This window comes from Arthrobacter sp. UYEF36, assembly GCF_040547025.1.
In the GTDB taxonomy this organism is placed as follows: domain Bacteria; phylum Actinomycetota; class Actinomycetes; order Actinomycetales; family Micrococcaceae; genus Arthrobacter.
On record NZ_JBEPOX010000012.1, the window covers coordinates 14,716 to 39,650 of the forward strand.

At 63.7% G+C, this 24,935-nt stretch carries 20 protein-coding genes and 1 pseudogene; 9 read left to right on the forward strand and 12 right to left on the reverse strand.

The annotated features are described in order from the left end of the window. The first annotated feature begins 87 nt into the window (after window positions 1-87). Window positions 88-1,077, forward strand: a complete 990-nt coding sequence (locus ABIB29_RS16490) for an NAD(P)H-quinone oxidoreductase (protein ID WP_502915639.1) — start codon at window positions 88-90, stop codon at window positions 1,075-1,077. 1,284 nt (window positions 1,078-2,361) lie between these two features. On the opposite strand, the gene ABIB29_RS16495 is transcribed toward ABIB29_RS16490, so the two are convergent. Continuing rightward, window positions 2,362-2,988 carry a response regulator gene (locus tag ABIB29_RS16495; protein WP_354173892.1) on the reverse strand — a complete coding sequence of 209 codons (627 nt, stop codon included), beginning with the start codon at window positions 2,986-2,988 and terminating at the stop codon, window positions 2,362-2,364. Then, on the reverse strand, window positions 2,985-4,178 hold the full coding sequence (locus tag ABIB29_RS16500; protein ID WP_354173893.1) for a sensor histidine kinase: 1,194 nt from the start codon (window positions 4,176-4,178) through the stop codon (window positions 2,985-2,987). Before ABIB29_RS16500 ends, ABIB29_RS16495 begins: the two co-directional genes overlap by 4 nt. 213 nt (window positions 4,179-4,391) lie before the next feature. Between ABIB29_RS16500 and ABIB29_RS16505 the strand changes: the two genes are divergently transcribed. Next, window positions 4,392-4,976, forward strand: a complete 585-nt coding sequence (locus tag ABIB29_RS16505; protein WP_354173894.1) for a GlcG/HbpS family heme-binding protein — start codon at window positions 4,392-4,394, stop codon at window positions 4,974-4,976. 60 nt (window positions 4,977-5,036) lie between these two features. After that, on the forward strand, window positions 5,037-5,687 hold the full coding sequence (locus tag ABIB29_RS16510; RefSeq protein WP_502915640.1) for an ankyrin repeat domain-containing protein: 651 nt from the start codon (window positions 5,037-5,039) through the stop codon (window positions 5,685-5,687). Between the two features lie 448 nt (window positions 5,688-6,135). Here ABIB29_RS16510 and ABIB29_RS16515 read toward each other — a convergent pair whose 3' ends face one another. From ABIB29_RS16515 to ABIB29_RS16530, 4 genes are all read right to left on the reverse strand, one after another. After that, window positions 6,136-7,221, reverse strand: a complete 1,086-nt coding sequence (locus tag ABIB29_RS16515; RefSeq protein ID WP_354173896.1) for an IS110 family RNA-guided transposase — start codon at window positions 7,219-7,221, stop codon at window positions 6,136-6,138. Next, window positions 7,194-7,412: a hypothetical protein gene (locus ABIB29_RS16520; RefSeq protein ID WP_354173897.1), complete on the reverse strand. Its 219-nt coding sequence runs from the start codon at window positions 7,410-7,412 to the stop codon at window positions 7,194-7,196. The genes ABIB29_RS16515 and ABIB29_RS16520 overlap by 28 nt, the downstream gene beginning before the upstream one ends. A 377-nt stretch (window positions 7,413-7,789) precedes the next feature. Continuing rightward, on the reverse strand, window positions 7,790-9,022 hold the full coding sequence (locus tag ABIB29_RS16525) for an amidohydrolase family protein (RefSeq protein ID WP_354173898.1): 1,233 nt from the start codon (window positions 9,020-9,022) through the stop codon (window positions 7,790-7,792). Window positions 9,023-9,108: 86 nt separating this feature from the next. Next, on the reverse strand, window positions 9,109-10,566 hold the full coding sequence (locus tag ABIB29_RS16530; RefSeq protein WP_354173899.1) for a DUF3100 domain-containing protein: 1,458 nt from the start codon (window positions 10,564-10,566) through the stop codon (window positions 9,109-9,111). 146 nt (window positions 10,567-10,712) lie between these two features. Between ABIB29_RS16530 and ABIB29_RS16535 the strand changes: the two genes are divergently transcribed. The 6 genes from ABIB29_RS16535 to ABIB29_RS16560 all read left to right on the forward strand — a co-directional run bounded on the left by ABIB29_RS16535 (window position 10,713) and on the right by ABIB29_RS16560 (window position 17,302). After that, a complete protein-coding gene (locus ABIB29_RS16535) occupies window positions 10,713-12,206 on the forward strand; it encodes an amidohydrolase family protein (protein WP_354173900.1) in 1,494 nt (497 codons plus the stop codon). Window positions 12,207-12,390: 184 nt separating this feature from the next. After that, on the forward strand, window positions 12,391-13,728 hold the full coding sequence (locus ABIB29_RS16540) for an amidohydrolase family protein (protein ID WP_354173901.1): 1,338 nt from the start codon (window positions 12,391-12,393) through the stop codon (window positions 13,726-13,728). 84 nt (window positions 13,729-13,812) lie between these two features. Then, on the forward strand, window positions 13,813-14,799 hold the full coding sequence (locus ABIB29_RS16545) for an ornithine cyclodeaminase family protein (protein WP_354173902.1): 987 nt from the start codon (window positions 13,813-13,815) through the stop codon (window positions 14,797-14,799). 32 nt (window positions 14,800-14,831) lie between these two features. Further along, window positions 14,832-15,500, forward strand: a complete 669-nt coding sequence (locus tag ABIB29_RS16550; protein WP_354173903.1) for a GntR family transcriptional regulator — start codon at window positions 14,832-14,834, stop codon at window positions 15,498-15,500. After that, window positions 15,454-16,770 carry a S8 family serine peptidase gene (locus ABIB29_RS16555; RefSeq protein WP_354173904.1) on the forward strand — a complete coding sequence of 439 codons (1,317 nt, stop codon included), beginning with the start codon at window positions 15,454-15,456 and terminating at the stop codon, window positions 16,768-16,770. Before ABIB29_RS16550 ends, ABIB29_RS16555 begins: the two co-directional genes overlap by 47 nt. Window positions 16,771-16,819: 49 nt before the next feature. Then, complete coding sequence (locus tag ABIB29_RS16560; RefSeq protein ID WP_354174009.1) at window positions 16,820-17,302, forward strand: hypothetical protein; 483 nt, start codon at window positions 16,820-16,822, stop codon at window positions 17,300-17,302. On the opposite strand, the pseudogene ABIB29_RS16565 reads toward ABIB29_RS16560, so the two are convergent. The 6 genes and pseudogenes from ABIB29_RS16565 to ABIB29_RS16590 all read right to left on the reverse strand — a co-directional run. Continuing rightward, window positions 17,222-17,620 (reverse strand): annotated as a pseudogene (locus ABIB29_RS16565) (helix-turn-helix transcriptional regulator); the annotation flags it as partial. The gene ABIB29_RS16560 and the pseudogene ABIB29_RS16565 overlap by 81 nt on opposite strands. Before the next feature lie 957 nt (window positions 17,621-18,577). Next, on the reverse strand, window positions 18,578-19,570 hold the full coding sequence (locus tag ABIB29_RS16570) for a DUF6454 family protein (RefSeq protein WP_354173905.1): 993 nt from the start codon (window positions 19,568-19,570) through the stop codon (window positions 18,578-18,580). Window positions 19,571-19,647: 77 nt separating this feature from the next. Beyond that, a complete protein-coding gene (locus ABIB29_RS16575) occupies window positions 19,648-20,706 on the reverse strand; it encodes a glycerophosphodiester phosphodiesterase (RefSeq protein ID WP_354173906.1) in 1,059 nt (352 codons plus the stop codon). A 2,028-nt stretch (window positions 20,707-22,734) separates the two neighbouring features. After that, a complete protein-coding gene (locus tag ABIB29_RS16580) occupies window positions 22,735-23,190 on the reverse strand; it encodes a RidA family protein (protein WP_354173907.1) in 456 nt (151 codons plus the stop codon). Beyond that, window positions 23,187-23,963 (reverse strand): amino acid ABC transporter ATP-binding protein, encoded by a 777-nt coding sequence (locus ABIB29_RS16585; RefSeq protein WP_354173908.1) that lies wholly within the window; start codon window positions 23,961-23,963, stop codon window positions 23,187-23,189. The genes ABIB29_RS16580 and ABIB29_RS16585 overlap by 4 nt, the downstream gene beginning before the upstream one ends. Next, complete coding sequence (locus ABIB29_RS16590; protein ID WP_354173909.1) at window positions 23,960-24,934, reverse strand: amino acid ABC transporter permease; 975 nt, start codon at window positions 24,932-24,934, stop codon at window positions 23,960-23,962. The genes ABIB29_RS16585 and ABIB29_RS16590 overlap by 4 nt, the downstream gene beginning before the upstream one ends. Window position 24,935: the final 1 nt, after the last annotated feature.

Here is a 24,935-nt window from a genome sequence, read left to right on the forward strand (position 1 = left end):
GTCAAACCATCCGGCACCCGGTCGGGTGCCCTCGAAAACAGTGGAGGAATGATGACCATCGAGATGCAGAAAACCACCCGCCCCACCATGCGGGCCATCGCGTACACGGGTGCCGGCGGACGGGAGGTCGTGTCCGTCGTCGAGGAGCCCATCCCCACTCCGGGACCCGGCGAGGTCCTGATCCGGGTAGCCGCGGCCGGTATCAACCGGGCAGACCTAGTGCAGCGGGCCGGCAACTACCCGATGCCCCCGGGTGCTCCCGAGGGGCCGGGGTTGGAGGTTTCCGGGACGATCGAGGAGACCGGGGCCGGCGTCGACGATTGGGAGTTCGGCACATCCGTCTGCGCCCTGTTGATCGGCGGGGGCTATGCCGAATACGTGGTCGTCCCGGCGGGACAGATCGTTACCGTGCCTGACGGCGTCTCCCTCACCGATGCCGCCGGCCTGCCCGAGGTGGCTGCCACATGCTGGTCCAACCTGGTGATGCAGGCCGGGGTGAAGAGCGGGGAGTGGGTTCTCGTCCACGGCGGGACCGGCGGGGTCGGCTCCTTCGCCCTGCAGTTGCTGGCCGCGCTCGGGGCCCGGCCGCTGGCCACGGCCGGCAGTGCGGAGAAGGTCGAGCTGTGCCTCGAGATGGGCGCGGAGGCGGCCTTCAACCATCGCGAGGAGGACTTCGTCGAGCGCGTGAAAGATGTCACCGGCGGGCGAGGGGTAGATGTCATCCTGGACGTCGTCGGTGCGAAGTACCTCGAGAAGAATGTCGAGGCCTTGGCTCGGGGCGGGCGCATGGTTGTCATTGGCCTCCAAAGTGGTGCCGCCGGCACCCTGCCATTAAACCGGCTTATGGGCAAGAACGGCTGGGTCACCGGCACCCTGCTGCGCCCGCGTCCGGTCGAGGAGAAGAGCGAGATCATGCGTCAGGTCCAGGAGATCGTTTGGCCGTTGGTCAGCGCCGGAAAGATTCGCACGACAACGGACAGCACCTTCTCCCTAGACCGTGCCCTCGAAGCCCAGGATCGGTTCGAGGAAGCGGACCGGACCGGCAAGATCTTGCTGGTCACCAATGACCACGAATAGTGGCCACGGCGGTGGCATCCCCAGCGCCGTACGTTGACGAAACTCCGACGGCCCGCTGACGGCCCGGTCCGTTCGCCCCACGTCAGGCGCAGAAGGATGAAAAGCAGCTCGGCGGGGCGTCCGCACCGAGCACGGGCAAGACCGGGGTCCAACTGCGCTTGATCCTCCCCGGCAGGATCTAGTTTTTCAGGGCAAAGACGCGCCGCACCCTGTCGATGCGGGTGCGGCAGTTTGGGGGAGGCCCTGGTGGGGAGAATGGGGGTGTGGACAGTGTCCACACATTCGGCGTCGGAATGGGCCGTACCGGCGCCGGACTGGCCCGGATTCTGTATGTTTGGACGGGAGTCCAGTGTTTGCAGGGGCCGGAACCCGGTTCGAGTCCCACCTCGGGCACGTGTTTTCCCTGTTCAGGGGCTTGTGAGCCTCTGAGTGTGCACAAACTTTTCACTGATGGGCCCCTGCGGGGTCCTATTTTTGTTGGTGGCTGTGGCAGGGTGGCTCCTTCTCTAGATTTCCGGCAGCGGTGGTGCCGCTTACTCGTTCATGGCCGGGAGCTCCGCTAACTGCATGACTGGACGCTGGCTGGGGGAGCGGTGCTGCCTTTGCTGCTTTGCATTTCGTGGTGTCATAACTGTTCATGGCGACGTTGCCAGGTAAGCGCATGACTTGGTGCGTCTCGTTGACGGGTGCCCGGCGTTGGTGGTCGGAACCGGACCGCTCCGTTCCGGCTATTTCTGTTAATCTGCAGGCTCCCATGTCGTTGTCAGAGGCGAGGACGCTGCCGGGGCGTCGGCGCTTAGGGTACGTTTCGGCTGCTACAACTGATCCATGGGATGGCGCGACAAGAGGACATTTAGACTAGTGGGTTCGTCGTCCTTCAGCTTCCGTTGAGGCTTCCTGCCGTTTGGTCCAGCCAAGGATGGTTAGCCCCGTCGTCAAAAAGATGGTCAGTACAGTGCCTGCCATCATGAAGAAGTTGTTGACCCCTCCCCCGCCTTTCTCTTGCAAGCGGAGCAGGACTGTCCAAGGTGCTCTGACCCCCTCCGCATGCTACCGCCGGGAGTCTTCGTGCTCTCAGACGGATGGAAGGCCGGGGCCAGATCGGTCCAACCCAGGACGAGCGGTCTACGGACTGGACGGCCGTGGCGTCCCGTCGATATCGAGGATCATGTGACATAACCCAGTCGTGTTGGCGGTTGGAGCAACAGAGTGCTCATTCCTCGGCAGCATCGCGAGTCTGTCCTTGATCCCGTTCCGGGGCCCTCGCGATGCGCTCCGCCGGGACTAGCGCATGCCTTCACGGCGGATGGCGGTGGCGATCGCCGCTGAGCGGCTTTCGACCCCGAGTTTGGCGTAGATGTGTGCCAGGTGTGTCTTTACTGTGGCTTCGGAGATGAACAGCCGCTGACCGAGTTCGCGGTTGCTGAGTCCTTCAGTCAGGAGGGACAGCAGCTCGGCCTCGCGCGGGGTCAGGATCGCGTCCGGGTTGCGCAGTTGCTGGAAGAGTCGCGAGGCTACTGGGGCGCTCATTACGCTCTTGCCGTGGACTGCGCCGCGGACAGCAGCGAAGATCTCCTCGGGGGAGGCGTCCTTGAGGAGATAGCCCATCGCCCCGGCATCGACGGCACGGACGATGTCGGCATCGGAGTCATAGGTGGTGAACACGAGGATCGCCTGCCCGCTGTTGCGCTGCCGCAACTGCCTGATGGCTTCGATGCCGTCCATGCCGGCACCCATGGCGAGATCCATCATCACCACGGCCGGGCCGTGCTGCTCCACCAGGGCCAGGGCCTCCTCACCCGAGGCCGCCTCGGCCACCACCTCAATGCCTGGCTGGGTGCCCAACAGCGCCTTGAGCCCGCTGCGGACCACCAGGTGGTCATCGGCCAGCAGCACGGTAATGGTCTTCACTGTTTCTCCCTGGTCGGCAGTTCCGCGGCCACAACCGTCCCGTCGCCGGGGCGGCTTTCCACCGAGAATACGCCGCCGAGTTGTTCGACCCGCTGGCGCATGGCGCGCAGTCCGTAGCCTCCAGCGTCCGAAGGCGGTGCCAGCGACAACGGATCAAAGCCCGCGCCGTCGTCGTACACATCCAGTGTGACGGCGCCCGGGAGGAAGCCCAGCGTTACCGTGGCATTGGCCGCGGACGCATGCAGCGCCGTGTTGGCAGCCGCGCTCTGGACCACCCGCAGCAGGGCGTGCCGGGTGTCGGCGGGAACGGGACGGGGCTCGCCTGTGACCAGCAGGTGCACACCCGGCAGGTACTGCGCTGCCGCCTTGAAGACCGCCTCCGGGAGCGGCGCCGTGTCCAGGCCCGGGGAAGCGAGGTCGTGGACCAGGCTGCGGGTTTCGGCCAGGTTCTGACGCAGCATCCCGCTCGCGGAGCGGACGTCTCCACGGGCGTCCGGGTTGGGCCAGGACCGGTAGGCCGCTTCCAGGAGCAGGAGGCTGCTGGCCAGGCCCTGGGTCACGGTGTCATGAATCTCCCGGGAAACCCGGGCGCGTTCTTCGATGCTCCCCGCCCTGCGCTCGGTGGCCGCCAGCTGGTCCTGTGCCAGCGACACCGCCGTATGGAGCCGGCGCTGCTCAGCAGCGTCGTGCTCGATGCGGTCGTGGATCAGTGTGAGCATGAGGCCCACCGCCAAAGGGCCCAGGAGCATCGCGACATCCGTGCCGCCGCTCAGCCGGAACAGCCCGGCTGCAGTGGCCGCCGCCGTCGCGCCGGCGGCGAGATAGGCGACCGGCCCGGTGAAGGCCGTGCGGCACAGGAAGAACAGCGCGAACGAGCACCAGGCAAAACTCGGCGCCGCAATCACCAGTACGGCCCAGAGCACTACCAGGACGAACATCCACACCGCCCACGGCCGGCGCTGCTGGGAGAGCACGGCGATCAGGGCGTAGAGCGCACAGACCGCCGCGGCGAGTGCCAGGACGCCTAAGTTATCCGCAGGGCTGTGCCGCATGACGTAGCGGACCGCCGACGCCGTCATGAGTACGGCGAAACCAAGATGCATGACGGCGTCGATCCGGCCTAGCGCTCCGGTCACGGAGGCATGCCCGCGCTGGGAGGGCTCCGGCGGGGCAGCTGGCAAGGAGGACATGGGATCCGGTTCCGGTCGATGGAGTACTACTCACCATGCTAGAGCCCGCGCCGGGCGCCGACCTCAGCCTTTTGGCTGATGCTGCTGGCCTTACGGGGGAGCAAGCGCCAGACGAAGGCCCGATGCCCACCGGCACAGGAACGGCCAAGATGGATCCGGGGCCCGGTCTACCCGCCCGGAGCAATCCCCGAGACCGCACATCAAGGAGAAGCCATGAAGAAGTCCCAAAAGTTCATCACTGCCGCCGCTGCCACCGGGGCACTGCTCCTGACCGGCGGGCTGACGGCCGCCGCCAACACCGGTCCCGCCCCAGCGGCGGCCACCCTTGCCGTACCGGCGGCGGACATCCAGCCTGTTCCGCAGAACGTGGTCGCCCAGAACCGCATCAGCGTGGGTGCTTCCGCCGCCGCCGTCCAGGCCGCCCTCGCGAAATGCCAGGCAGACAAGCTGCCGTTCGTGACGGTGGCGCTGGTCGACCGCTTCGGTACCGTCCAGGCCCTGCTCCGCGGCGACAACGCCGCCGAGCACACAATCGAGGCGGCCCGGCAAAAGGCCTACACCGCCGCGGCCTTCGGAACGCCGACCAGCGAGTTGTCCAAACGGATCAACGGGAACGGGCCGAGCATCGCTGACCTCCCCGGCACCCTCTTCCTGGCCGGCGGAGTTCCGCTGAAGGTCAACGGGGTGTCCGTGGCCGGAATCGGCGTCGGCGGCGCTCCCGACGGCATGCTCGACGAAGCCTGCGCCGCAGCCGGAGCGGAATCCATCGCCGGTGCCGCGCCGGGCACAGCAAAGTAGGCAGTCACCTTGGCTGGGATCCGGAATCTTGTCCTGGTCGGCGCAGCGGTGCTCGGGCTGATGTCCTGTGGCCCGGGAACCGAGCGGCCCCTCCGGCCCGAGTCCGCGACGGCCGGGATCACTCCGGGGCAGCAGGCGCCGCCCCTGACGCCACCGGCCCCGCTGCTTTCTTCGCCAGCGACGGCCCCGCCGGTCCCGTCCCGGGAGGCTCAGGCGGCACTGGACCAGCGCCTTATCCAGGCCGCAAAGGCCAACGACGTCGGTGAGGTGGCCGAGCTGATCCGGGCCGGCGGCAACGTCAACGCCAAGGACACGATCCAGGATTCAGCGTTCCTCTACGCCGGGGCAGAGGGGCTCAACGAGGTCCTCCGCCTGACGCTCGCCAACGGCGCCGACGTTTCCAGCACCAACCGGTACGGCGGGACAGCGCTGATCCCCGCCAGCGAACACGGACACGTGGAGACCGTGCGGATCCTCCTCGAAGCGAGGGTGCCCGTGAACCACGTCAACAGCCTGGGCTGGACCTCCCTACAGGAGGCCATCCTCCTCAACAACGGAGGCCCCAGGCAACAGGACGTGGTCCGGCAGCTCCTCGCCGCCGGCGCAGACCCCACGATCCCGGACCCTCAAGGACGAACGGCGTTGGAGAACGCTCACCGGCTGGGATTTGCCGAGATAGTCAACATCATCCAGACGGGGCGGAACGAGTGATTGAAGAGAATGCCGCCCGTTCCCGGTCCTCACCAGAGTCGCAGGCAGACGATCCCGCTGGAGCGAAGAAGCGTTGTGACCTGCGCGTAACTGCGGAGGAGTCAATGGCCTTCGCCGCTCGTGCGCCACCGGGGCACATGACGGTCCGAATCGGTTGATTTCGGCTGCACTTTCTGGGAGGTCAACCGCCGCTATCCTGTTTCATTTTCATTGGGTTAAGCCCCAGCTTTCCCTGGTCGTGCCCGGTGGTAGCTGATCGTTCAGTCGGGCCTCGTAGAGGCCCGGGGTGAGACGCGTAACCATGATGCCGACTCGTTGGGCCGCGGCTACGGGCTTCAGGATTTCCAGCGCACTGTCTAGTCCGAAAATGAGATGACCTGCCTGTGGTCGGGGCGCGTGTGGGTATCCGGAGGTGACATGGAGCCTGCGGTGGTCATGAAAATGGGAGTCAGGCCGCCGGGGTTAGGGTGACGATGTAGCCGAGGGCTTCGAGCTGGCGGACGTAGCCGCGTTTCCTGGCGTCCGGGTTTGTGTGGCGGCTGAAGTGGTCGGCGCCGAGGTCATGGAACCGGGCGTCCGGATCCTGCAGGAGGTGCCAGATGATGACGAGGATGGAGCCTCCGACGGCGACGATGGCACGTTTTTTGCCCCGTCGCCGGGCGATCCTTCGGTAGCGTTCGCCCAGGAAGGTATCCGTTTTTCCGGCCACGACGGCGGCCTCGCCGAGGACGCGTGCGAGATAGGGGTTGCCGTGGCCGGTGGAGCCGTTACCTTTGGTCTTTCCGGCGGAGGAGTTGATGCCCGGGGAGTATTTCGCCCAGGAACACAGGTGACCCTCGGTCGGGAACCGGGACATGTCCGCCCCGATTTCGGCCAGAATAATGGCGGCGGCGACGGGGCCGATGCCCGGTATCTCATCCAGGCGTTCCGCCGCCGCCGCGAAAGGGGCCAGCTGCGCCTCGATCTGTTCATCGACCGCGGCGATATCGGCATCGATGCCGTCGATACGGTCCAGCATATGCTGCAGCAGGAACGCGTGGTGGTCATCAAAGTGGCCCGTGAAGGCCTCCTCGAGTTCGGTGATCTTCGTCCGCATCCTCGACCGAGCCAGCTGCGCGAGCACCGCCGGGTTCCGTTCGCCGGCGATGAGCGCTGCCATCATCTCCCGCCCGTACACCCCGAAAATGTCCGAGGCGACAACGGAGAGTTTGATGCAGGCGTCCTCGAGGAGTTTTTCGACCCGGTTCTTCTCCGCCGTCCGTGCTCCGATGAGATCAATCCGGTACCGGGTCAGATCCCGGAGCCGACGGATCGGGGCAGGCAGGACGAAGCTGGGCCGGAGCATCTGGCGTTCGGCGACCTTACAGAGCCAGACCGAATCGAGGACATCGGTCTTGGGACGTCCCGGCAGATGCTTCACGTCGCGGGCGTTGACCAGCCACGGCTCGAGCCCGTGTGCCTCCAGGAGGTAGAACACGGGCTTCCAGTAGTCCGAGGTCGCATCCATCACCACCCGCTCGATACGCAAGTCCACCAGTTGGCCAGCTCGGCCAGTGAACGGGTCATCGTCGAATGCGTTGACACCTCCTGCAACCGTTTCTTCGGGTTCCCCTTCGCCGGGACCCGGACACAACACACGGGTTCGGCCTTGCCGATATCCAGGGCAGCGACCCTGGCAATGATCTGTTCCTCATCTTGGGATTCGGCCAGCATGGCCTTCGTCATCTCCTCACCAAACACATCCGCTGATTGGAAAGCGGCCGCCCGCGGGGATCACCGGGAAAACGGAATCTAGTCCTCGTTCTCGGCAAAGAAACAGTGAAGGGCCCACAGCGTGATCCCCAGCGCCCGGCTAGCGCACGGCCTGAAAGAACCATAGAGACACGGCGTTGACAGGCGACCACGGCACCACTTTCAGCCCGGAACGGGCGTCCGACAAGGACATATTGGCTAGGGCGGCATCTAGTTCTTGTCGTGTCTGAATGGCGCCGACGAGACGGTCGGGCGGTGCTTGAGTGGTCATGAGTCGTACTTTCTTGGCGGCCAGTTCCGCCATTGTGGTCAATCGTTTGCGGTTGCATCATTGGGAGGACGTGGATACGTTACGCGGCTAGGCGCGGGAGAACGACCAGTCCGTCCGCGACGAGCTGGCCGTCATGGAGGACGGTTCGGTCGGTGCCGCGGTCCATGACGGCGCTGGTGATGGTTTCGCCGTCGATCAGGACGATGTCGGCCCGATCTCCGGGGGCGAGGCCGGGTCGGTCGTCGGGATTGGTGAGGCGCGGAAGGGTGCGGTCCATGATGGACGCGCCTCCGATGGTGGCGATCGCCGCGCAGTGTTCGATCAGCCGGTCGTTGCGCAGTCGGTGGGTGAAGGCCAGTTGCCAGGTGCGGTCGAGCATGTCGCAATTGCCGTACGGGCTCCAGTAGTCCCGCTGGCCGTCCTCGCCCAAACCGACACGGATTCCTGCCTCTGTCATCCGGCCCAGATCAAACTGTGTGCCTCCGCTGGCCGGGGCGACCGTTGCCCAGGCAATGTCGAGTTCGGCCATCTGCTCCATAAGCCGGGCTGTCATGTCGGGGTGGACGTTGGCCAAATCGTAAGCGTGGGACAACGATACGCGTCCTTCCATACCCAGCGAGCGGGTGCGTTCGAAGACAAGCTCGGCGCTAAAGATCCCCATGTGGCCGGGTTCGTGCAGGTGTATGTCGACGTCGACCCCGTACTTTTCGGCCAGGCCGAACACGATGTCCAGATGGCGGACGGGGTCACGGTCCAGCTGGCAGGGGTCAATGCCGCCGATAGTCGTGGCACCTCCGCGGAGGGCCTCCTCGAGGAGCGGGATGGTGCCGTCCTCGAGCAGGAGGCCCGCTTGGGGGAAAGCCATGACCTCGACGTCGGCGGCGTGGGCAAAGCGCTCCTTGGCGGCCATGACTGCCTCGAAACGCTCAAGCTTGCAGTCGGCGTCGACCTGGGCGTAGGAACGGACCCGCGTGGTGCCCCGCGCAATCATCCGCTCCAGTGTTCCCGCCACGACATCCGTGTAGGGGATGGGTGTGTCGCGCCAGTTTTCCCGGTCGTTGCACATCATGTTCCATACACCGGGCGAGGCGGTGTGCTCCCGGAACGGCAGCCCGATCCGCGTTGAGTCGAGGTGGACGTGCACGTCCGTGAATGCGGGCAGGGCGATCCGGCCCCGCCCGTTGACCTCCCCGACGGCGGAGTCGGCGGCTTCGACGGCGGTCCCCGCGGGGCGAACGGCTGCAATCCGCCCCTCGCGTACCTCGAGGTCTACGGCGTCCCCGCCCCAGGGGCGGACGTTGGTGATGAGCATGGTGATTCCTTTCGGCCTGGCGGTGAAGGACGTTGGGGAAGGCGCCGATCCCGCGGGATCGGCGCCCAACACCCCCGAAGCATGTACTAGAACTGGAAGGCTATCTGCGCGATGACTGCCGCGGCGAGGAAGCTCGCGGTAAAGGTCATCAGCGCGACGATGACGATCTTCCAGCTCAGTGAACGCAGTGCCTTGACGTCACGGCCGAGTGACATGCCGATCAGCGCGATCATGGGCAGGCCTGCGAAGAGGACGCTGATGTGCTGCGTGGTGGAGGCAATGGCGGGCCCGATGGGTAGGAACGGGGCGGAGGCAACGGTGGCCAGGGCCAGGACCCAGATGCTGGACGGGACCACCGGAACGAGCTTCGCGAGCACGAGTGCGATGGCGGTAAGAGCCAGGAGGATAAGCACGCCGACGGCATCCAGCGGCCGGGCGGAACCGGTTCCGAGAGCGTTCAGCAGGACGCCCGCAACTCCGGTGGCGGTGAATGCGATCAGCCACGTCTTGGGTGTCCGGACAACAACGGGGTCCTCTTCGATGCCGTAGACGTCTACGGCATCGATGCCGGACTCCTCATCAGATTTGGTCCGTGCCAGGCCCGGGCGTGCCGAATCCGCGCCGCCTGCGCGGGCCCTCCCTGCCGCGGGATTGAGAGCGCCGCGGCGGATGCGGTGGCCGAGGTCGTCCCGTCCAAAGATGCGGGACCACATTCTGTAGAGCTTCTGGCACAAGGGCAGCGCGATGAAGACGCCGGCGTAGAAGCCGACGATGTTGGTGACCAGGTTGGAGAGAGCAGCGAGGGCCATGATCTCCCCTGCCATCTCCGGATACAGGATAGACAGGGCGCCCACCCCGCCGAGCATCATGGAGGCGGATCCGAGCCCAAGGCCCAAAGCGAGGGCCCGCGGATCAAAGAAGTCGAGACCACCGAGGAGACCGGCCAAAAGGGAGATGAAGACGGCACCAAAGACGCTGCCCAGCACCCAGACCGCGAACACGCCCCGGTACTCGGGGGACCGGACGCCGAATCGCTGGATGGCGAAGGCGAGGTAGGACTCGCGGTCGATTGACCAAGTTGCGCCGATCGCCGTGCGGCCCAGGCCGAGCGCAACAGCCACCGGAAGGGCCAGGATCACTGTCCCGACGACGTGGCCCACCTCTTGCAGGAGGATCGCCGGGCCGATGTTTGTGAACTTCGCCAGCGACGGGCCGATCTGAGTGCCGAGGCCGGCCAGAAAGAAAACAATGGACACGTCCATCAGGTGCGTGGACACTGCTCGGGCATGCCCTCCGACGGGTTTCCATCGCTGGACTCCGAGGAATCCGCCAATGAGCACGGTCCACAGGATGGGCATCAGGACGATGGCGGCCGGACCGAATTGGAACTTATGGGTCCCGATCATGATGGCGACGGCGCAGATGGCGGTGGAGAGTGCGATCATCGCTACCCACAAAGCGGGGCGGGCACGGAAGGAAAGAGAGGGCGGCGCGTCCACTGAGGCGGATACAGTGCCGCCTGTGGTCTGTGCTTCATTGGGCATGACGCAGGCCTTTCGAGGGGATGAAGGAGTCAGAACGAAGACATCACGCTTTTGCGGAATCGGACTCTTGGTATACCAAATGACTGTATACTCGTAGTCATTGAGAGGCAAGTCACATTTGGGAAAGTCCGCCAAGGAGGAGCATTTTGTACAAGAAAATCTCGGCCCGGTACGTTCTGGGGTCCGACGGAACTCAGCACACGCTCATCGAGGACGGCGAAGTCGTCTTCGACGGAGATTCCATTGTCTTCGTCGGGCGCAACTACGCGGGTCCGGTCGATGAGGAACGCGACTACGGCCAGAGCCTGGTTATGCCCGGCCTGATAGACCTCGACGCCCTCGCCGACATCGACCACCTCATCCTGGACTCCTGGTCCTCGCCCGAAGTCGCGGCCGGTCACCTGTGGTCGGATGACTATTTCGCCAACCGTCGCCGGGATGTGTTCACGCCACCGGAGCGCTCCGTGGTCCGCAAGTTTGCCTTGGCGCAGCTCGCCCTGCACGGGATCACCACCTATATGCCGATCGCCTCGGAGATCCACAGTTCCTGGGCTGAAGGCTACGACGAGCTCGTGGACATGGCAGAGACCAGCCGGCGGATAGGACTGCGCGGCTACCTCGGACCCGCCTACCGATCCGGTGTCCATGTCACCACTGCCACCGGCGACAGAGCGGTGCACTTCGACGAGGCGCTGGGGCTTGCGGGCCTGCGGGACGCGGAGCGCTTCATGGACCATGCCGCCGGCCTCGAAGACCCGCTGATCACCGGGGCATTCCTGCCGTGCCGCATCGAGACGCTATCGGAAGACCTCATGCGCGAGACGGCGCGGATCGCCCGGGAGCGGGACGCGCTCGTGCGGCTCCACTGCCTCCAGTCTCCGCTTGAGGACGAGTTCCTCCAGCGCTCGGCCGGGCGCGGCGTCCTGGAGCTGCTCGACTTCACCGGCCTGTTTGGCACACGTCTGCTCATCCCGCATGCTGTGGTGATCGACGGCGCTGATGCTGTCGCGTCCGCTCCGGGAGGCCCGCTTGAGACGCTGGCGCGCCACGGCGTCAGCATTGTCCACTGCCCGATGACGTCGTTCCGCTACCAGAAGCAGCTGGTTTCATTCGACCGTTTCCGCACGGCAGGCATCAACCTATGCCTGGGCACTGACTCCTTCCCACCGGATCTAGTGCGGGGCATGGATGTCGGCATGCACCTCACCAGGATGATCGAGGGCCGTCCGGACGCCGGGGCCCTGGCTGACTACTTCAATGCCGCCACCCTCGGGGGCGCACGGGCCCTCGGGAGGGCCGACCTGGGCAGGCTTGCCCCCGGCATGCAGGCCGACATCACCGTCGTCTCGCTGGGCCACTTCGGAGACGGTGTGGTCGAAGACCCGCTGCGCACGCTGGTGCTCAACGGAACAGCGCGCCAGGTGACCGATACGTTCGTGGCCGGCCGCCCTGTCGTCGTCGACGGCGCCCTGCCCGGCATCGACCTCGATGCACTACGGGTCGAAGGGCAGCGGCTGTTCGATCGGATGCGGGCCGCCTACTCGGGACGGGACGTGCAGTTCCGGGAGCCCGACGTGCTGTTTCCGCCGACCTATCCGCACGCTGAGGTCGCGGTTGCAGTGGCTGTAAACGACCGCTAGCATCTGCTTTCCACCTGACTCAACCCTTGGCTTTGGTATACCAAAACGATAGAGTGGAAGCGGGTGAGAGCAGTCCAGTGCATTGCCCGGAGCGTAACCGCCCTTCGTGGAACCACCACTTTTTGACCTTGAAGCATCTGACCCGTGCTGCCCCCGGGCAGGACCCTTCCCCTTGGAGAGAACCATGTGCCTGCACGATCACACCCCTGCCGCCCCGCCTCCAGCTGCGGTTCCACGCCGCGGCATCCTGGCCGGGGCGGCCGCACTGGCAGGAATCTCCGTTGCAGGCCTCGCTTCTCAGCTTGGGAGCGCCCCGTCCGCATCGGCGGACAGCAGCGGAGCAAACCCCAGCCACCGTGGCCGGCCCGCTCCGCCTCAACCCATAGTCATCGAGGGCGGCACCATTGTGGATCCCAAGACGGGCAATGCAGTGGAAGATGGGGTCCTCGTGCTGGAAGGAGGGAAAGTCACCGCAGCGGGCAGCCGCAAGGAGACCCGGCGTGCTGTTGCCGCCCTTGGCGGCCGGGCGCGCATCGTGGACGCCTCCGGGCGCTGGGTCCTTCCCGGCCTCATCGACGTGCACGTTCATGCGAACACACTCTCAGACGCCCGGGCCATTCTGCAGGGCGGCGCGACCAGCGTCAGGAGTGGATCCAGCAGCTTCTATCAGGATGTCGCCCTCGCTGCCCTGCCTGCCTGGGCCGCCGGCGCCTCACCCCGCATGAGCCCGGCCGGGCTGTTCATTTCACCGGACCTTGGGGACTCGCTCCTCGCGGACCCGGACCTGGGTCCCCTCGTGTCCCTGACCGGGGGAGTCACGGATCCGGCTGACCTCGCCTATCTCACCCGCGTCAACCTGAAACGCGGCTCGCAAGTGATCAAGACCCGTGCCAACCCCCGAGCCGGCCTGGCGGAACAAGACCCCCGCGAACTGGTCTACAACTACGAACAGCTCGCTGCGGTGGTCAAGGCCTCAGGCAAAGCAGGCGTGCTGTGCCACGCATACAGCGCCGAAGGGATAGACGGTGCCGTCCGGGCCGGGGTGCGCAGTATCGAGCACGGAGTCTTCGTCAGCGAAGAGACCATCTCCCGGATGGCCAGCCGCGGGACCTACTTCACACCCACCATGGATGCCATCACGAGCATGGCGGGATCATCCAACCCAATCCTTGCTGCCCGCGGCACCGAGTACACACCCATCATCAAAGCAGCAGTGAAGGCTGCCCATGAAGCCGGAGTAACGGTGGTCGCAGGAACGGACTCCTTTGGATCCGATGTAACCCCGATCGGCACGGAAGCGAAACTCCTTCAGGAGGCTGGGCTTTCACCACTGGACGCGCTGAGGGCAGCCACAGTAAATGCCGCCGCCCTGCTCGGCTGGAGCGAGAATGCCGGTCGCCTGGTGCGCGGTTCCTTTGCCGACGCCGTCATCGTGGACTCCGACCCCTTGAACAGCGCCTCGGCCCTGGAACAAATCCGGGCAGTGGTGGCGCAGGGAGTCCTCGTAAGAAACGATCTCTGATCGATCGCCACGGCTAACGGCAACCCTGTCCCGGTCCCTCTTCCCCTGCCCGGGCAATTTCCTACACACATTTAGAAAGCCACCATGACACTGATTCTTAAAGCCTCCGAACTCCAGGCCCTGGCCGATATGCCCGGGACCATCGCCGCGGTCGAACGCATATTTGCCGCCCTCAGCCGAGGCACCGCTTTTCAGCCGGCGCCCGACTCCCTCTTTTTGCCATCGTCGGACGCGAGGTTCCTGCCCATGGCGGCGCTGTCCAGCGCCGAGGAACTGGCAACCGTGAAACTACTGGCAGACATCCCTGCAAACCGGGAGTCCAATCTGCCCACCCAGCGGTCCACCATTATGCTTCTCTCCCAACTGACCGGCGAAACTTTAGCCATTCTGGACGGCAAAGTCCCCACCCGGGTGCGCACCGCAGCTGCCAGCGCCGTGGCGTCAAAGCTCCTGGCGAGGCCCGGCAGCACCACCCTGGGACTCGTAGGAGCGGGCGCCTTGGCCGTGGCCCACGTGGAAGCCATGCTGGCCGTCCTACCGATTGAAAACATTGTGGTGTGGTCGCGTTCCGCGGACACCGTCACGGAATTCTGCGGGCAGATATCCCATCAAGGCCTTAATATCACGCGGGCCTCCAGTGTTCAGGAAGTTGTGGAGGTTGCCGACGTGCTGTGCACCCTCACACCGGCGGTTGAGCCGTTGGTGAAGGGCGAGTGGTTCAAGCCGGGACTGCACGTGAACGCCGTCGGATCCCGTCCCCGGGCGGATCATCGGGAGATTGATTCGGCGGGCATGCTGCGGGCGAGGGTATTTGTGGACAGCATGAGCACGGCCAGGGCAAAATCCGGCGGGCTGATTATCCCGGTCGCCGAAGGCGTCATGAGCTTTGAAGATGTCCAAGCCGAACTCGGTGACGTGGCAGCCGGGACAAAAGCAGGGCGCGTGGGCGATGAGGACATAACCTTGTTCAATTCAGTTGGTATCGGGCTGCAGGATCTCGCCATCGGGCGAATCCTGTACGACGCCGCGCTCAACCAAGGGATCGGCACCCACATCGAGCTCAATAACTGAGACGGCGCGGCGGTAAATAATGGGAGGCACCAATGACAGTCCAGGCGGAATCTTCCGCGTCCTCGGCTGACACGACCCGGGCACGGATCCGGGAACTGATCATCTCCGGAGACTTCGCGCCGGGATCACGGCTTCGGGAACGCGACCTGTCCCAAGCCCTGGATGTGTCCCGGGTACCAGTCCGGGAGGCACTCCAGCAACTCGAAGCAGAAGGATTCATCGACACCTCCCCGCGCCGTGGGGCAACGGTCAAACAGATTACCCTGCGCGATGTCAACGAACTCTTTGATGTGCGACTCAGCCTTGAGGTCCTCGCCGCCCGTCTCGCCGCCCAGGCCGCGGCGGGCGGCCAGTCTTCGTCCAGGCTGCAGGAGATGATGAGCCAGGCAGAAGAAGCCACCCTGCGCCACGACCATGCGCAAATTCCGCTGATCAACACGGCACTGCACGCAGAGATCGTGGCGATGGGGGGCAACTCTCTCTTGGAATACTCCATGAAGCCTTTGCTGGGCAGAATGCAGTGGCTCTTCACCCTGACCGGACATCGCGACCCCCAGGTTCAGTGCGCAGAGCACCTGAGCCTGTGCCAGGCGATTTATGATGGCAAGACGGACCTGGCGGCCGCGCTGGCGTTTGCTCATGTGGAACTGGGCCGTGAACCTTCCCTCCTGGGACTGGCCGGACGCCTACCCGAACGCTGACCGAACGAAAAAGGCCCGGCATCCGCTGCGGTTAGGCCGGGCCGAAATGTTCCGCGACCTGTGCACCTTTGGATTGCATGACTACAAGTCCGACTACCGCGCCAATTCCGAGGTCTCGGCTGTCGAAGACCCCGGTCAGTCCTGGAATGCCCTAACCGTGGGTGCGTACACCGAACTGACAGACACCCCGCAACACCCTCAGTATGCCGGCTGGGTTCCGCTCGCGAACGCCGGAGAACTTTCACCGCACAGCCGCACCTCTCATTTGTTTGGCCAACGTAAATGGCCCATCAAGCCCGACATCTGCATGGAAGGCGGGAACGTTTTCAGCGACGGCAATCAGATGTTCGAGCCGAAGCTACCAAGCCTCTCGCTGCGCTCCACCAGCAACGCGAACGACAGCGCCCTTACCTCTGCGAACGCCACGAACGCCGCGACCGCCAAGGCCTCGAGACTTGCGGCCCTGGCTATGGGCCGGAACCCCGACTACTGGCCCGAAACCGTTCGAGGACTCCTCACGCACTCAGCCGAGTGGAGCCCTGCGATGAACGCCGAAGTCGCGTCGAATTCCTCAAAGACTGCCCGGCTCCAGCTTCTCCGGAACTACGGATGGGGCGTTCCCACCGAGGAAGCCGTCCTCAACTCCTCGAACCGAGCGGTCACCTTGGTGACACAGGATCAGTTCGTGCCGTTCGACGGCCAAAGTTTCGCAATGAGGCGCTTCCGGCTCCACAAACTCCCTTGGCCCACCGAAGTACTCCAAGAACTCGGGGCGAACGATGTGCGACTGCGCATAACATTGTCGTATTTCATTGAGCCCACGGCCTCTCGCCGTGGGTGGCGACAGCGTTACGCCTACGCGTCACACTCGCTGCGCTTCGATCTCCAAGGTCCCCTAGAGACACAGCAGGGGTTCATATCACGGATCAACCGAGAGGCGCAGTCCGATGAAGACGGCGCGTCACGGAGCGGTACCACGTCCGATCGATGGTTCCTCGGCGAGAATCAGCGGAAGCTCGGATCGCTCCATCAGGATGAATGGCACGGCACCGGCAGCGAGCTAGCCATGTGTAACTCCGTCGCTGTCTATCCCGTTGGGGGTTGGTGGAAGAACAATAACTGCGCCGACAGACGCGACTTCCCTGTCCGGTATGGGCTACTCCTGTCCTTGACGACCGCAGAACAGGACATCGATCTGTATACGCCGACTGCCACCAGTTACGCATTCCTAGTGCGACTGAAATCTCTGGCAGCTGATCAACTTCGTTGAAACGGTCGAGAACCGATGTGAGCAATAGGAAATTGCGAACCGGATCGGGTTGAAGCTCAAGTACCTCTTCGACCAGGTAGTCGACAATGTACCGGTCATTCCCGGCGAACCCGGCAATAAAACCGGCAACGTCCCTGCGGCCTTGGAGCGTGAGAGCTGCCAGCTGCAGCGCTGCTACCCACCCCTCCGTACGCTGCCACAACGTCTCGACGTCTACGGCGGAAAGATCCAATCCTGCTACGTCATTGAGGTAGGCGGCAGCCTCCTCCGATGTAAAGCGCAGCTCCGCTGCACGGAGCTCGATAAGTTCGCCGCGCACCCGCCAACGGGGCAAAGGCAGCTCGGGGTCAGCGCGCGTGCTGATCATAACGTGGACGTGGGACGGAAGGTGGTCAAGCAGGAAGACCAACCCGTTGGCGACCTCGTGGCTGTCAACGAGGTGGTAGTCATCGAGCACCAACCAGACATCAGCCGGCGCCGTCGCCAGATCGTTCAGCACCATGGTGAGCACGGACTCGGTCGAGACGTCTGAAGGAGCAATGAGCTCCAAGGCAGACGGACCGAGACCAGGCACCGCTGTTTGCAACGCGGACACAACGTAGGTCCAAAAAGACGCAGGGTCGCTGTCGGCGGCGTCGAGCGAAACCCACGCAATACGACGGCGGTCCTCCTCCATTCCGCCGAGCCACTCGGCAAGGAGTGTTGTCTTGCCGAACCCGGCCGGAGCAGACACCAGGGTCAATCGCGCCTCAGTTCCCCGGCTCAGGCGATCCAAGAGCCGCGGGCGCGTCACAACATGGCGACGCACTTTTGGGATGAACAGCTTCGTTGAGATCAGCGGACGTGCCATACGAACCCCGCTCCAAGGCGAACAACAAATCGGGAAGGTGCACCAAACCTGTACCCAATCTCCTGTGCTGGCCGCGGATGGTCGACTAGGTACCCAAGAAGGAGGGGAAGGCCGCCCGAGGATGTGTGGTTCCGCGGACTGTCGTCGAAAACCGTCGCCCAATGGACATCCATCAGGGCCACACCGTAGTCCGCTGCGTACCGGGAGCAAGTCCCGTGGCAAGCACTGCAGCGGTGGCCATCGACAGTAGCCCCGTCTTGGTGCGATTCATCGTTGATCTTCTAACCGTCTGAGACCAATATTTTCTGTTTAGGGGATGCGAAGCGTGGGAGGGGGGTTCCCCCCACCCTCGCCAAGATGCTGGCAGATTTCCCTGGGGACTGCCGGTGAATGAGGCGCGCGGAAAGTCTATCGTCCATCGACCTGAGCGGCGTATCCAGTACGCTCCTACTCAAAAATGCGGCGCTACGCTTCGGGCGGGTAGAAGGGGGCCGTGTGGGAAGGCCAGCTTGTCGTCGTCGGAGCGTTGGACCTGCCAGAGAAGCTTTTCACTGACCCGGTTGTCGTGGCGGCCAGGAATGCGCGCCGAAGCTCTCCGGCGCCCACGTCGCCGGCGTCGGTACGCATATGAACGCCAGCATGGACGAGCCACTCGGCGAGGAGTGGAAACCAGTTCTCGACTTGTTCGGGGCGGCGCCGGACGGTGCGTCCGCTTAGGCGAGCGTCAGTCGGCTCGCCCGTGCCTAACGACGGTTCTGGCGTGCGTGTCCAAGAACCCGCCTCTTCATACGCGTGCCAGAAGTGATCATCCGGGCAAGCAGCCAGTCCGGGCCTACCCCTGCCAGCGCTGCCACCGCTGGCACCTGACGTCCAAGAAGCTCACCGGCAGGGTTCCGCGGTGGAAACGGCGCGGACCGGCAACTGTGACAGTTGGCGGCCCGCGCCCGGGCGGTGCCCTTAGTTTGCCGGAATGACCGTCGCTTCGTAGGTAAGAATCTCCGTGCCATTGCCTTCTTCGTAGTCATCGGGAGCCACATGCATGGTCAGGTGGCCGCCGTCCGCGGTGAGTTTGAAGGGGTTCCGGGTAGCGACATGTCCTGCCGTGGACCATTTCTGAAACGGTACTTCGTGCAGTGTTGTCCCCTTGGCAAGGTCGATCAGGGCCATGCCGCCCAGCTCGTACGTCCCGGCCAGGCCGCCTGCCGCCGGCGTCTGGGGAAGGTTGGTAACCCCGGCGCACAAGGCTTGGGAGCTGGCTACATACTGGCAGTCCTGGTAGTCGAGGAAGTGGTTCGGGTTCTGCCACGTGGAGAGCTGCTTGCCTTTGAGGTTCCACTCCGCGAACCTCCGCGATCCCCAGGTGTTTCCAACCAGGTGACCGGTCTGACGGTCCATAACGACGCCGCCGAAGTGGTCGGGGACCTCAAACTGCTTTTCCGCCTCAAGAGTGGATGCGTCGACGCGGTAGATGAGGGAGCTGCTGTTGGGCCGGTACTGGGCGACGGACACCCAGATGTTCTCTCCGTCGAAGTCCAACCCTCCGGGATGGTACATGTCGCCTTCTCCCAGAATGATGGCCTTTTGCAGCTTCCCGGATTTGTCCATCACGAACAGGTGGCCGACGCCTTTCCCGGCGCTCCGGTCGTACCCGCCCTGCGGGGACGGGTACTTGACGGTGCGTTCAACGATTTCCACGGACGACAGGAAGATGTGGTCCTCGGTGTAGGCGATGCCCTGGGGGTGGTGTGTGGGGAAGTCGAGTTCCAGTTTTCCTGTCAAGTTCCAGCTGGTGTTGCGGTCTACGGCGCTGAAACTGTTCGCCAGGACGGTGTCACCCGTGTCGTTGGCACCGGGTCGCGGTGCAGCTTGGGCGGCGATACCGCTGCCGGCAGTGATGGCGATGATAGCAGCAGCGGCCGCAAGGAAACTTCGATGACGGAAGGTGCTCATGGGGGTGCCTCTCAGGAGTTGGGCGGTACGTGGTGTGTTCTGAAGCCAGGCTGGCGCTTGGCGCTATGCCGGGCCAATTACAGCGAGTACCGCTTCGGCAGCTTCAAAGAATGCTCCGCCATGACCTCCCGGAGCCGGTCCGGATAATCGGTGATGATTCCGTCAACTCCGGTGGCGATCAACGCACGCATGGTCGCCTTGTCATCCACGGTCCAGGGAATGACCTGCATTCCCACACCGTGAGCCCGTTCAACCATGTCGGCAGTGACGTAGGGGGTGTATCCGGCGTCCTCAACCGTCCCGTTTTGGGGTGTTCCATGGACAGGAGAAATGGCGTCGAATCCGAGGTGCGACGCTGCAGACACAAGGTCACCTTCAAAATCATCCGCGTCGATGCCGCCAAGCCAGGGGGAGCTGCCCGCCTGACCGGCCTGAAGGAAGTCCTTGTTGGTCAGGGCTACCGTGCGGATCTGCGGGTCCATCTCCTGGACGAGCCGCAGGGAACCCCAGTCAAAGCTTTGAACAGAGGCGCGGTGCTGCATGTTGGCGGCCTTGATTTCGTTCAGCGCTACGGCCACAAACTGCTCCCGCGGAGCTGTCTGCTCCTGGGCACCCGCCTCGACCTTCGTTTCGATGTTGAACTTCACCTGGCTGGCCCTGTACGAGTCGACAAGAGCAAACACTTCCGCGAGTGTGGGCATGGTCTCCCCGGGCGCGGGCTGCTGCCCGGGGAACTGGGGAAGGGTGCGGCTTCCGCAGTCCAGCGTGCGGACCTGGTCGAAAGTCAGGTCCTTGACGTACTTCCCGACATAGGGGAACTGCAGGTCTCCGGGCGTGACAGGAGCGGTGTCGGCGCATTTCGTTCCGCTGATCTTGCGGTCGTGCGTGACTACTTCGCGTCCGTCCTTGGTGATCTGCAGGTCGAGTTCAAGGGTGGTCACTCCCGTTTCGAGAGCTTTGGCGAAGGCAGGGAGGGTGGACTCAACCGTTAGTCCCAGACCGCCGCGATGGGCCTGCAGGTCGAAGTGGTTGTCGCCGCCGTTCGGGTTGGTATCGGCAGCCTGCGCCGGAAGGGATGCCCCCAGCGCCAGTCCTGTGCACATGGCGGCCGCGGTCAGCAGCTTCGCGTAGTTCATCTGTCATTCTCCAAGTCCGTGTCATGCCCGTTGACGAGCACCACCAAGTCTGGGCGAGCACGGCAAACCCACGGCGCCCAAGCGGTGAAGGACACATGACGGCCCAATGAATGCGGCTCCAGTTCGCCAGGGTCGACTGGCAGGTGGCAGGCCACGGAGTATCGACTCAAATCGCCAAAGTGTTTATGGGAGGGCCCGCCTTGGACGTCTCAGGAACGTTAGCTTGGTGAGAAGCTGATCCGACTCGAGCCAAGTGGGCTTACTTGAAGCAATGAGAATCTGCTGCTACTCCCCGTGGCGTCCAGCTGTCCATCTCGGACGCCAGTTCCATTGCAGACGAGGGCGCCCGCGGTGAGCCTGGATGAATGGATTGTGGATTCCGGGGAGGCCCCGAAAGTTGCAACGGCGCTCCGGGCAACCTGGCCATGATGTAGACGCATTTGCATCTCTTTGGAGAGTGCGCTCCTGGTTTGTGGGTTGGAGGACCGCAATAGTGCCTGATCCACTACGGTCCGCCGGACCACACGAAAAAAGGTACTGATCAGTCGACTTTCTGAAGTGATCACCAAAATCTGCACAGCATGGGCAGCGCGTCTCCAGCGTCGGAATTGCACGTGGCCAATTCGGCAAAACTAGGGAACCGGTCATTCGGCTGTCGGCCGATCGCACCATGAAGGGGATGAAGGGAGCTGGAATGTAATGCTGAGCTTGGAGACTCAGTGCGCCGTGCGGGCGTGCCAGGGAGTCCGTATCGAGTGCGGGCAGGACCCGGTTGCAGCCGAGGTTGAACTTCTCCGGCAGGATCAAGTTTTTCAGGCAAAGAAGCGCCGCACCCTGTCGATGCGGGGTGCGGCTGTTTGGGGGGTCTTTGATGGGGAGAAGCGGGGGTGTGGACAGTGTCCACACTTTGGGTCACGGACTGGGCCGTACCGGTACCGGTACCGGACTGGGCCGGATTCCGTATGTTTCGGCGGGAGGCCCGTGTTTGCAAGGGCTGGAACCCGGCTCGAGTCCCACCTCGGGCACAGTGTTTCCGCAGGTCAGGGGCCTGTTAGTCCTTTTTTCGTGTGGACAGTGTCCACACTCTCACCTCTGATCTGATTTTCCGGGTGTGTGGGGTCCCGGAAGCGGCCTATTCGGTTGTGTGGGGGAGCGGCTCTCTACTGCAGTCCGGGTACCGCCCTCCGGGGTCCCCTATGTTTCATCCTCGTTCGTCCTTCCGTCGGGTTTTCGCGTTCACCACTTCATGGTGGCTGGGGCCGCGTACAACATGACTTGCCTGGCCGTCGGCCTTACCCCCGGACCCGCTCGCCAGACGCATAACCGACCTCGGTGCGCCCCAGGCCATCATCAAACTAGGCGCTTATGGATGCGTCGCCGTCGACGACTGTGAAGCGCTCATCCAGGCTGTCGTCGACATTCGGCCGGTTGACACCGTCGGTGCCGGCCACATCAGGGAATCCTTAGACGGCAACACCGTGCCCCAGCGCCTGCTGACAGCAACCCGGGCCGGCGCGTTCGCCGGCTTGGCCCTTGGCGATTGGGAGGGCATGCCCCGTCGAAGCGAACTGGAACTGCTCGAAGCAACCGAGCCCGTCATCCGTTAGACCACTAGGCGGGGCCAGTCGCGGAAAAGGAGCACTCCGAACCTGGTCGTAAGCGAACGACCAGAGGTCCGAAATGGGTGTTCTGCGAAATTGACGGCAGCTTGTGCATACGAGGCGTCGCGCCGTATTGCTCTGTTGTTCCGGGTCAAGACAGAAGCCGGCCCTGTCTCATGGTGAGACGGGGCCGGCTTCTTCGATCTACGGGCAAGGGCTCCCCGCCGTGCATTACGGACGCGTTGGAGGCCGTGGGGGATCGCCGGTAACTGTTGTTAGTTGCGAGCCGTGGTGACCTGAATCTCAATCGGAATGTCCAAGGGACTTCGGGCGCTCGTGGATGACTGAGTAGCGTTGTGGGGTCTGCCCGGGTGCAGTTTGCGCAGGGGAACGCCGTCGGGCCGGTCGTGGCACGATCTACGAATGGCTACTTATGCTGGAGTCTTGGGGATTCGACCGAAGGGCGATCCTGGTCTCCAGTAAGTGCGGCCACGGCGGTGACTTCGACCTTCATGCCGACGACCGCTAACGCGGATACTTGGAGCGCGCACCGTGAAGGGAATGGTCGCGGGACATGTTGGGTGTAGACCTCGTTGAAGATGTCCCGGTCAGCGATGTCTGTGAGGTAGATGGTGAGGTGGATCAGGTTCGCCAGCGAGGATCCGGACCGTCCGAGTACGTTTTCCAAAGTCGCGAAGATCCTTTCGGATTGCCCGCGAATTCCTCCGGTTTCGATGCTCCCGTCTTCATTGCGCGGGATGACAGTCGTGTGTACCAGTCCGCCGCAGACCACGGATCCTGCGGCCAGAGCGTCCGGGTTCTCAGGTCCGGCAGGGGATACATGGATGAGGCCGGATGCTCGGTGGGGCTGGTTCACGGTCATATTTCCTTGAGGAACTGGATGGTGCGCGGGTTTTTGGGATTTGCGAAGACTTCCTCGGGGGTGCCGCGTTCCACCACGAGGCCGTCTGCCATGAACATGACTTGGTCCGAGACACTTCGTGCGAAGGCGATTTCGTGGGTCACGATCATCATTGACATGCCTTCCTCGGCGAGGCCTTTGATCACGCCGAGTACTTCCCCGACCAATTCGGGGTCCAGGGCGGAGGTGGGCTCGTCGAAAAGCATCAGCTCGGGTTTCATGGCCAGGGCCCTGGCGATGGCGACGCGTTGTTGCTGACCGCCGGAGAGCTGAAGTGGGTAAGTCTTGGCCCGGTCCTGGAGTCCCACTCGGGCCAGGAGCGCCATGGCTTCTTCTCGGGCTTCGGCTTTTGATTTCTTTCGGACCAGGACCGGGGCGAGCATGACATTCTCCAGGGCGTTCAGATGACCGAACAGGTTGAATTGTTGAAACACCATGCCGGTCGTCGTGCGTTGGATTGCCAGTTCGTTGTCGGTGAGTTGGTGCAGCTTGTCGCCCTGTTCCCGATAGCCGATCAGTTCGCCGTTGACGCGGATGGAGCCGGAGTCCGGCCGTTCCAGCAAATTCACGCACCGCAGGAAGGTGGATTTTCCCGAACCGGACGGTCCCAGAAGTGTGAGCACATCCCCTCTGCTGATGTTCGCATCGATGCCGTTGAGAACCAGGTGGTCGCCGAAGGACTTCTTGATTTGGTGTGCTTCCAACACCAGCGGGGGGTTCTGGGTGAGGCTCATGCTTTGATCTCCATGTACTTCGGACGGCCGATGGTAGTGGCCGTCTGCCACAGTTTCTGCAGGAACGGCGTAGCGCGGGAGCGCTGAGTGTATTCAAACCGTCGTTCCAGATAGCTCTGTCCGACTGTGGCAACGGTGGTCATGGCCAGATACCAGAACGCCGCCACGATCAAGAGTTCGATCGTGTAAAAGTTCTGGGCGTAGATCTGCTGGGACGCCGTGAGCAGCTCGCGGGCAGCGATGACACTGACCAGGGAGGTGTTTTTGAGCAGCACGATCAGCTGGTTGCCGGTGGGCGGAATGATGCTGCGGACGGCTTGGGGCAACACGACTCGCCACATGGTTTGTTTCGGATTCAGTCCGAGCGAGCTGGCCGCTTCCTCTTGGCCTTTTGGAATGGAGAGGACGCCGCCTCGGACGATTTCTGCCATGTAGGCGGCCTCGTTAAGCCCGAGAGCCAGAATGGCAGCCACGGTGGGGGTCATCAGCGTGTTCATGGGCACGGAAACGCCAAGACCTTCTGCGGGCCAGCCGAGGGTCAATTTCGGCACTACCAAAGCGATGTTGTACCAAAAGATGATCTGGATTAGCAGCGGGGTGCCGCGGAAGACGGCGATGTAACCCGAGGCGATGGCCTGCAGGACAGGATTGCTGGAGAGCCGCATAGTGGCCACGATGGTGCCAAGCACCACTCCAACCACCAGGGCGACGAGGGCCAGCACGATGGTCAGGCGCATGCCCTCCATAAGGGTCCCGTTGAAGAAATACTCGCCCACGACGTCCCAGGCAATATTCGGGGCGGTTGCGACTCCCCAAATGAGCAGTGCCATGAGAGCGGCGGTGACCAGACCGGTGAACCAGCGGCCTACGTGCTTGGGCGGCACGACCTGAACGCGCTTCATGTTGGCGGGGCCCTGGCCGGGAACTCCGGGGTCCGTTCCCGCCGGTGAGTGAATGCTGACGTTACTCATG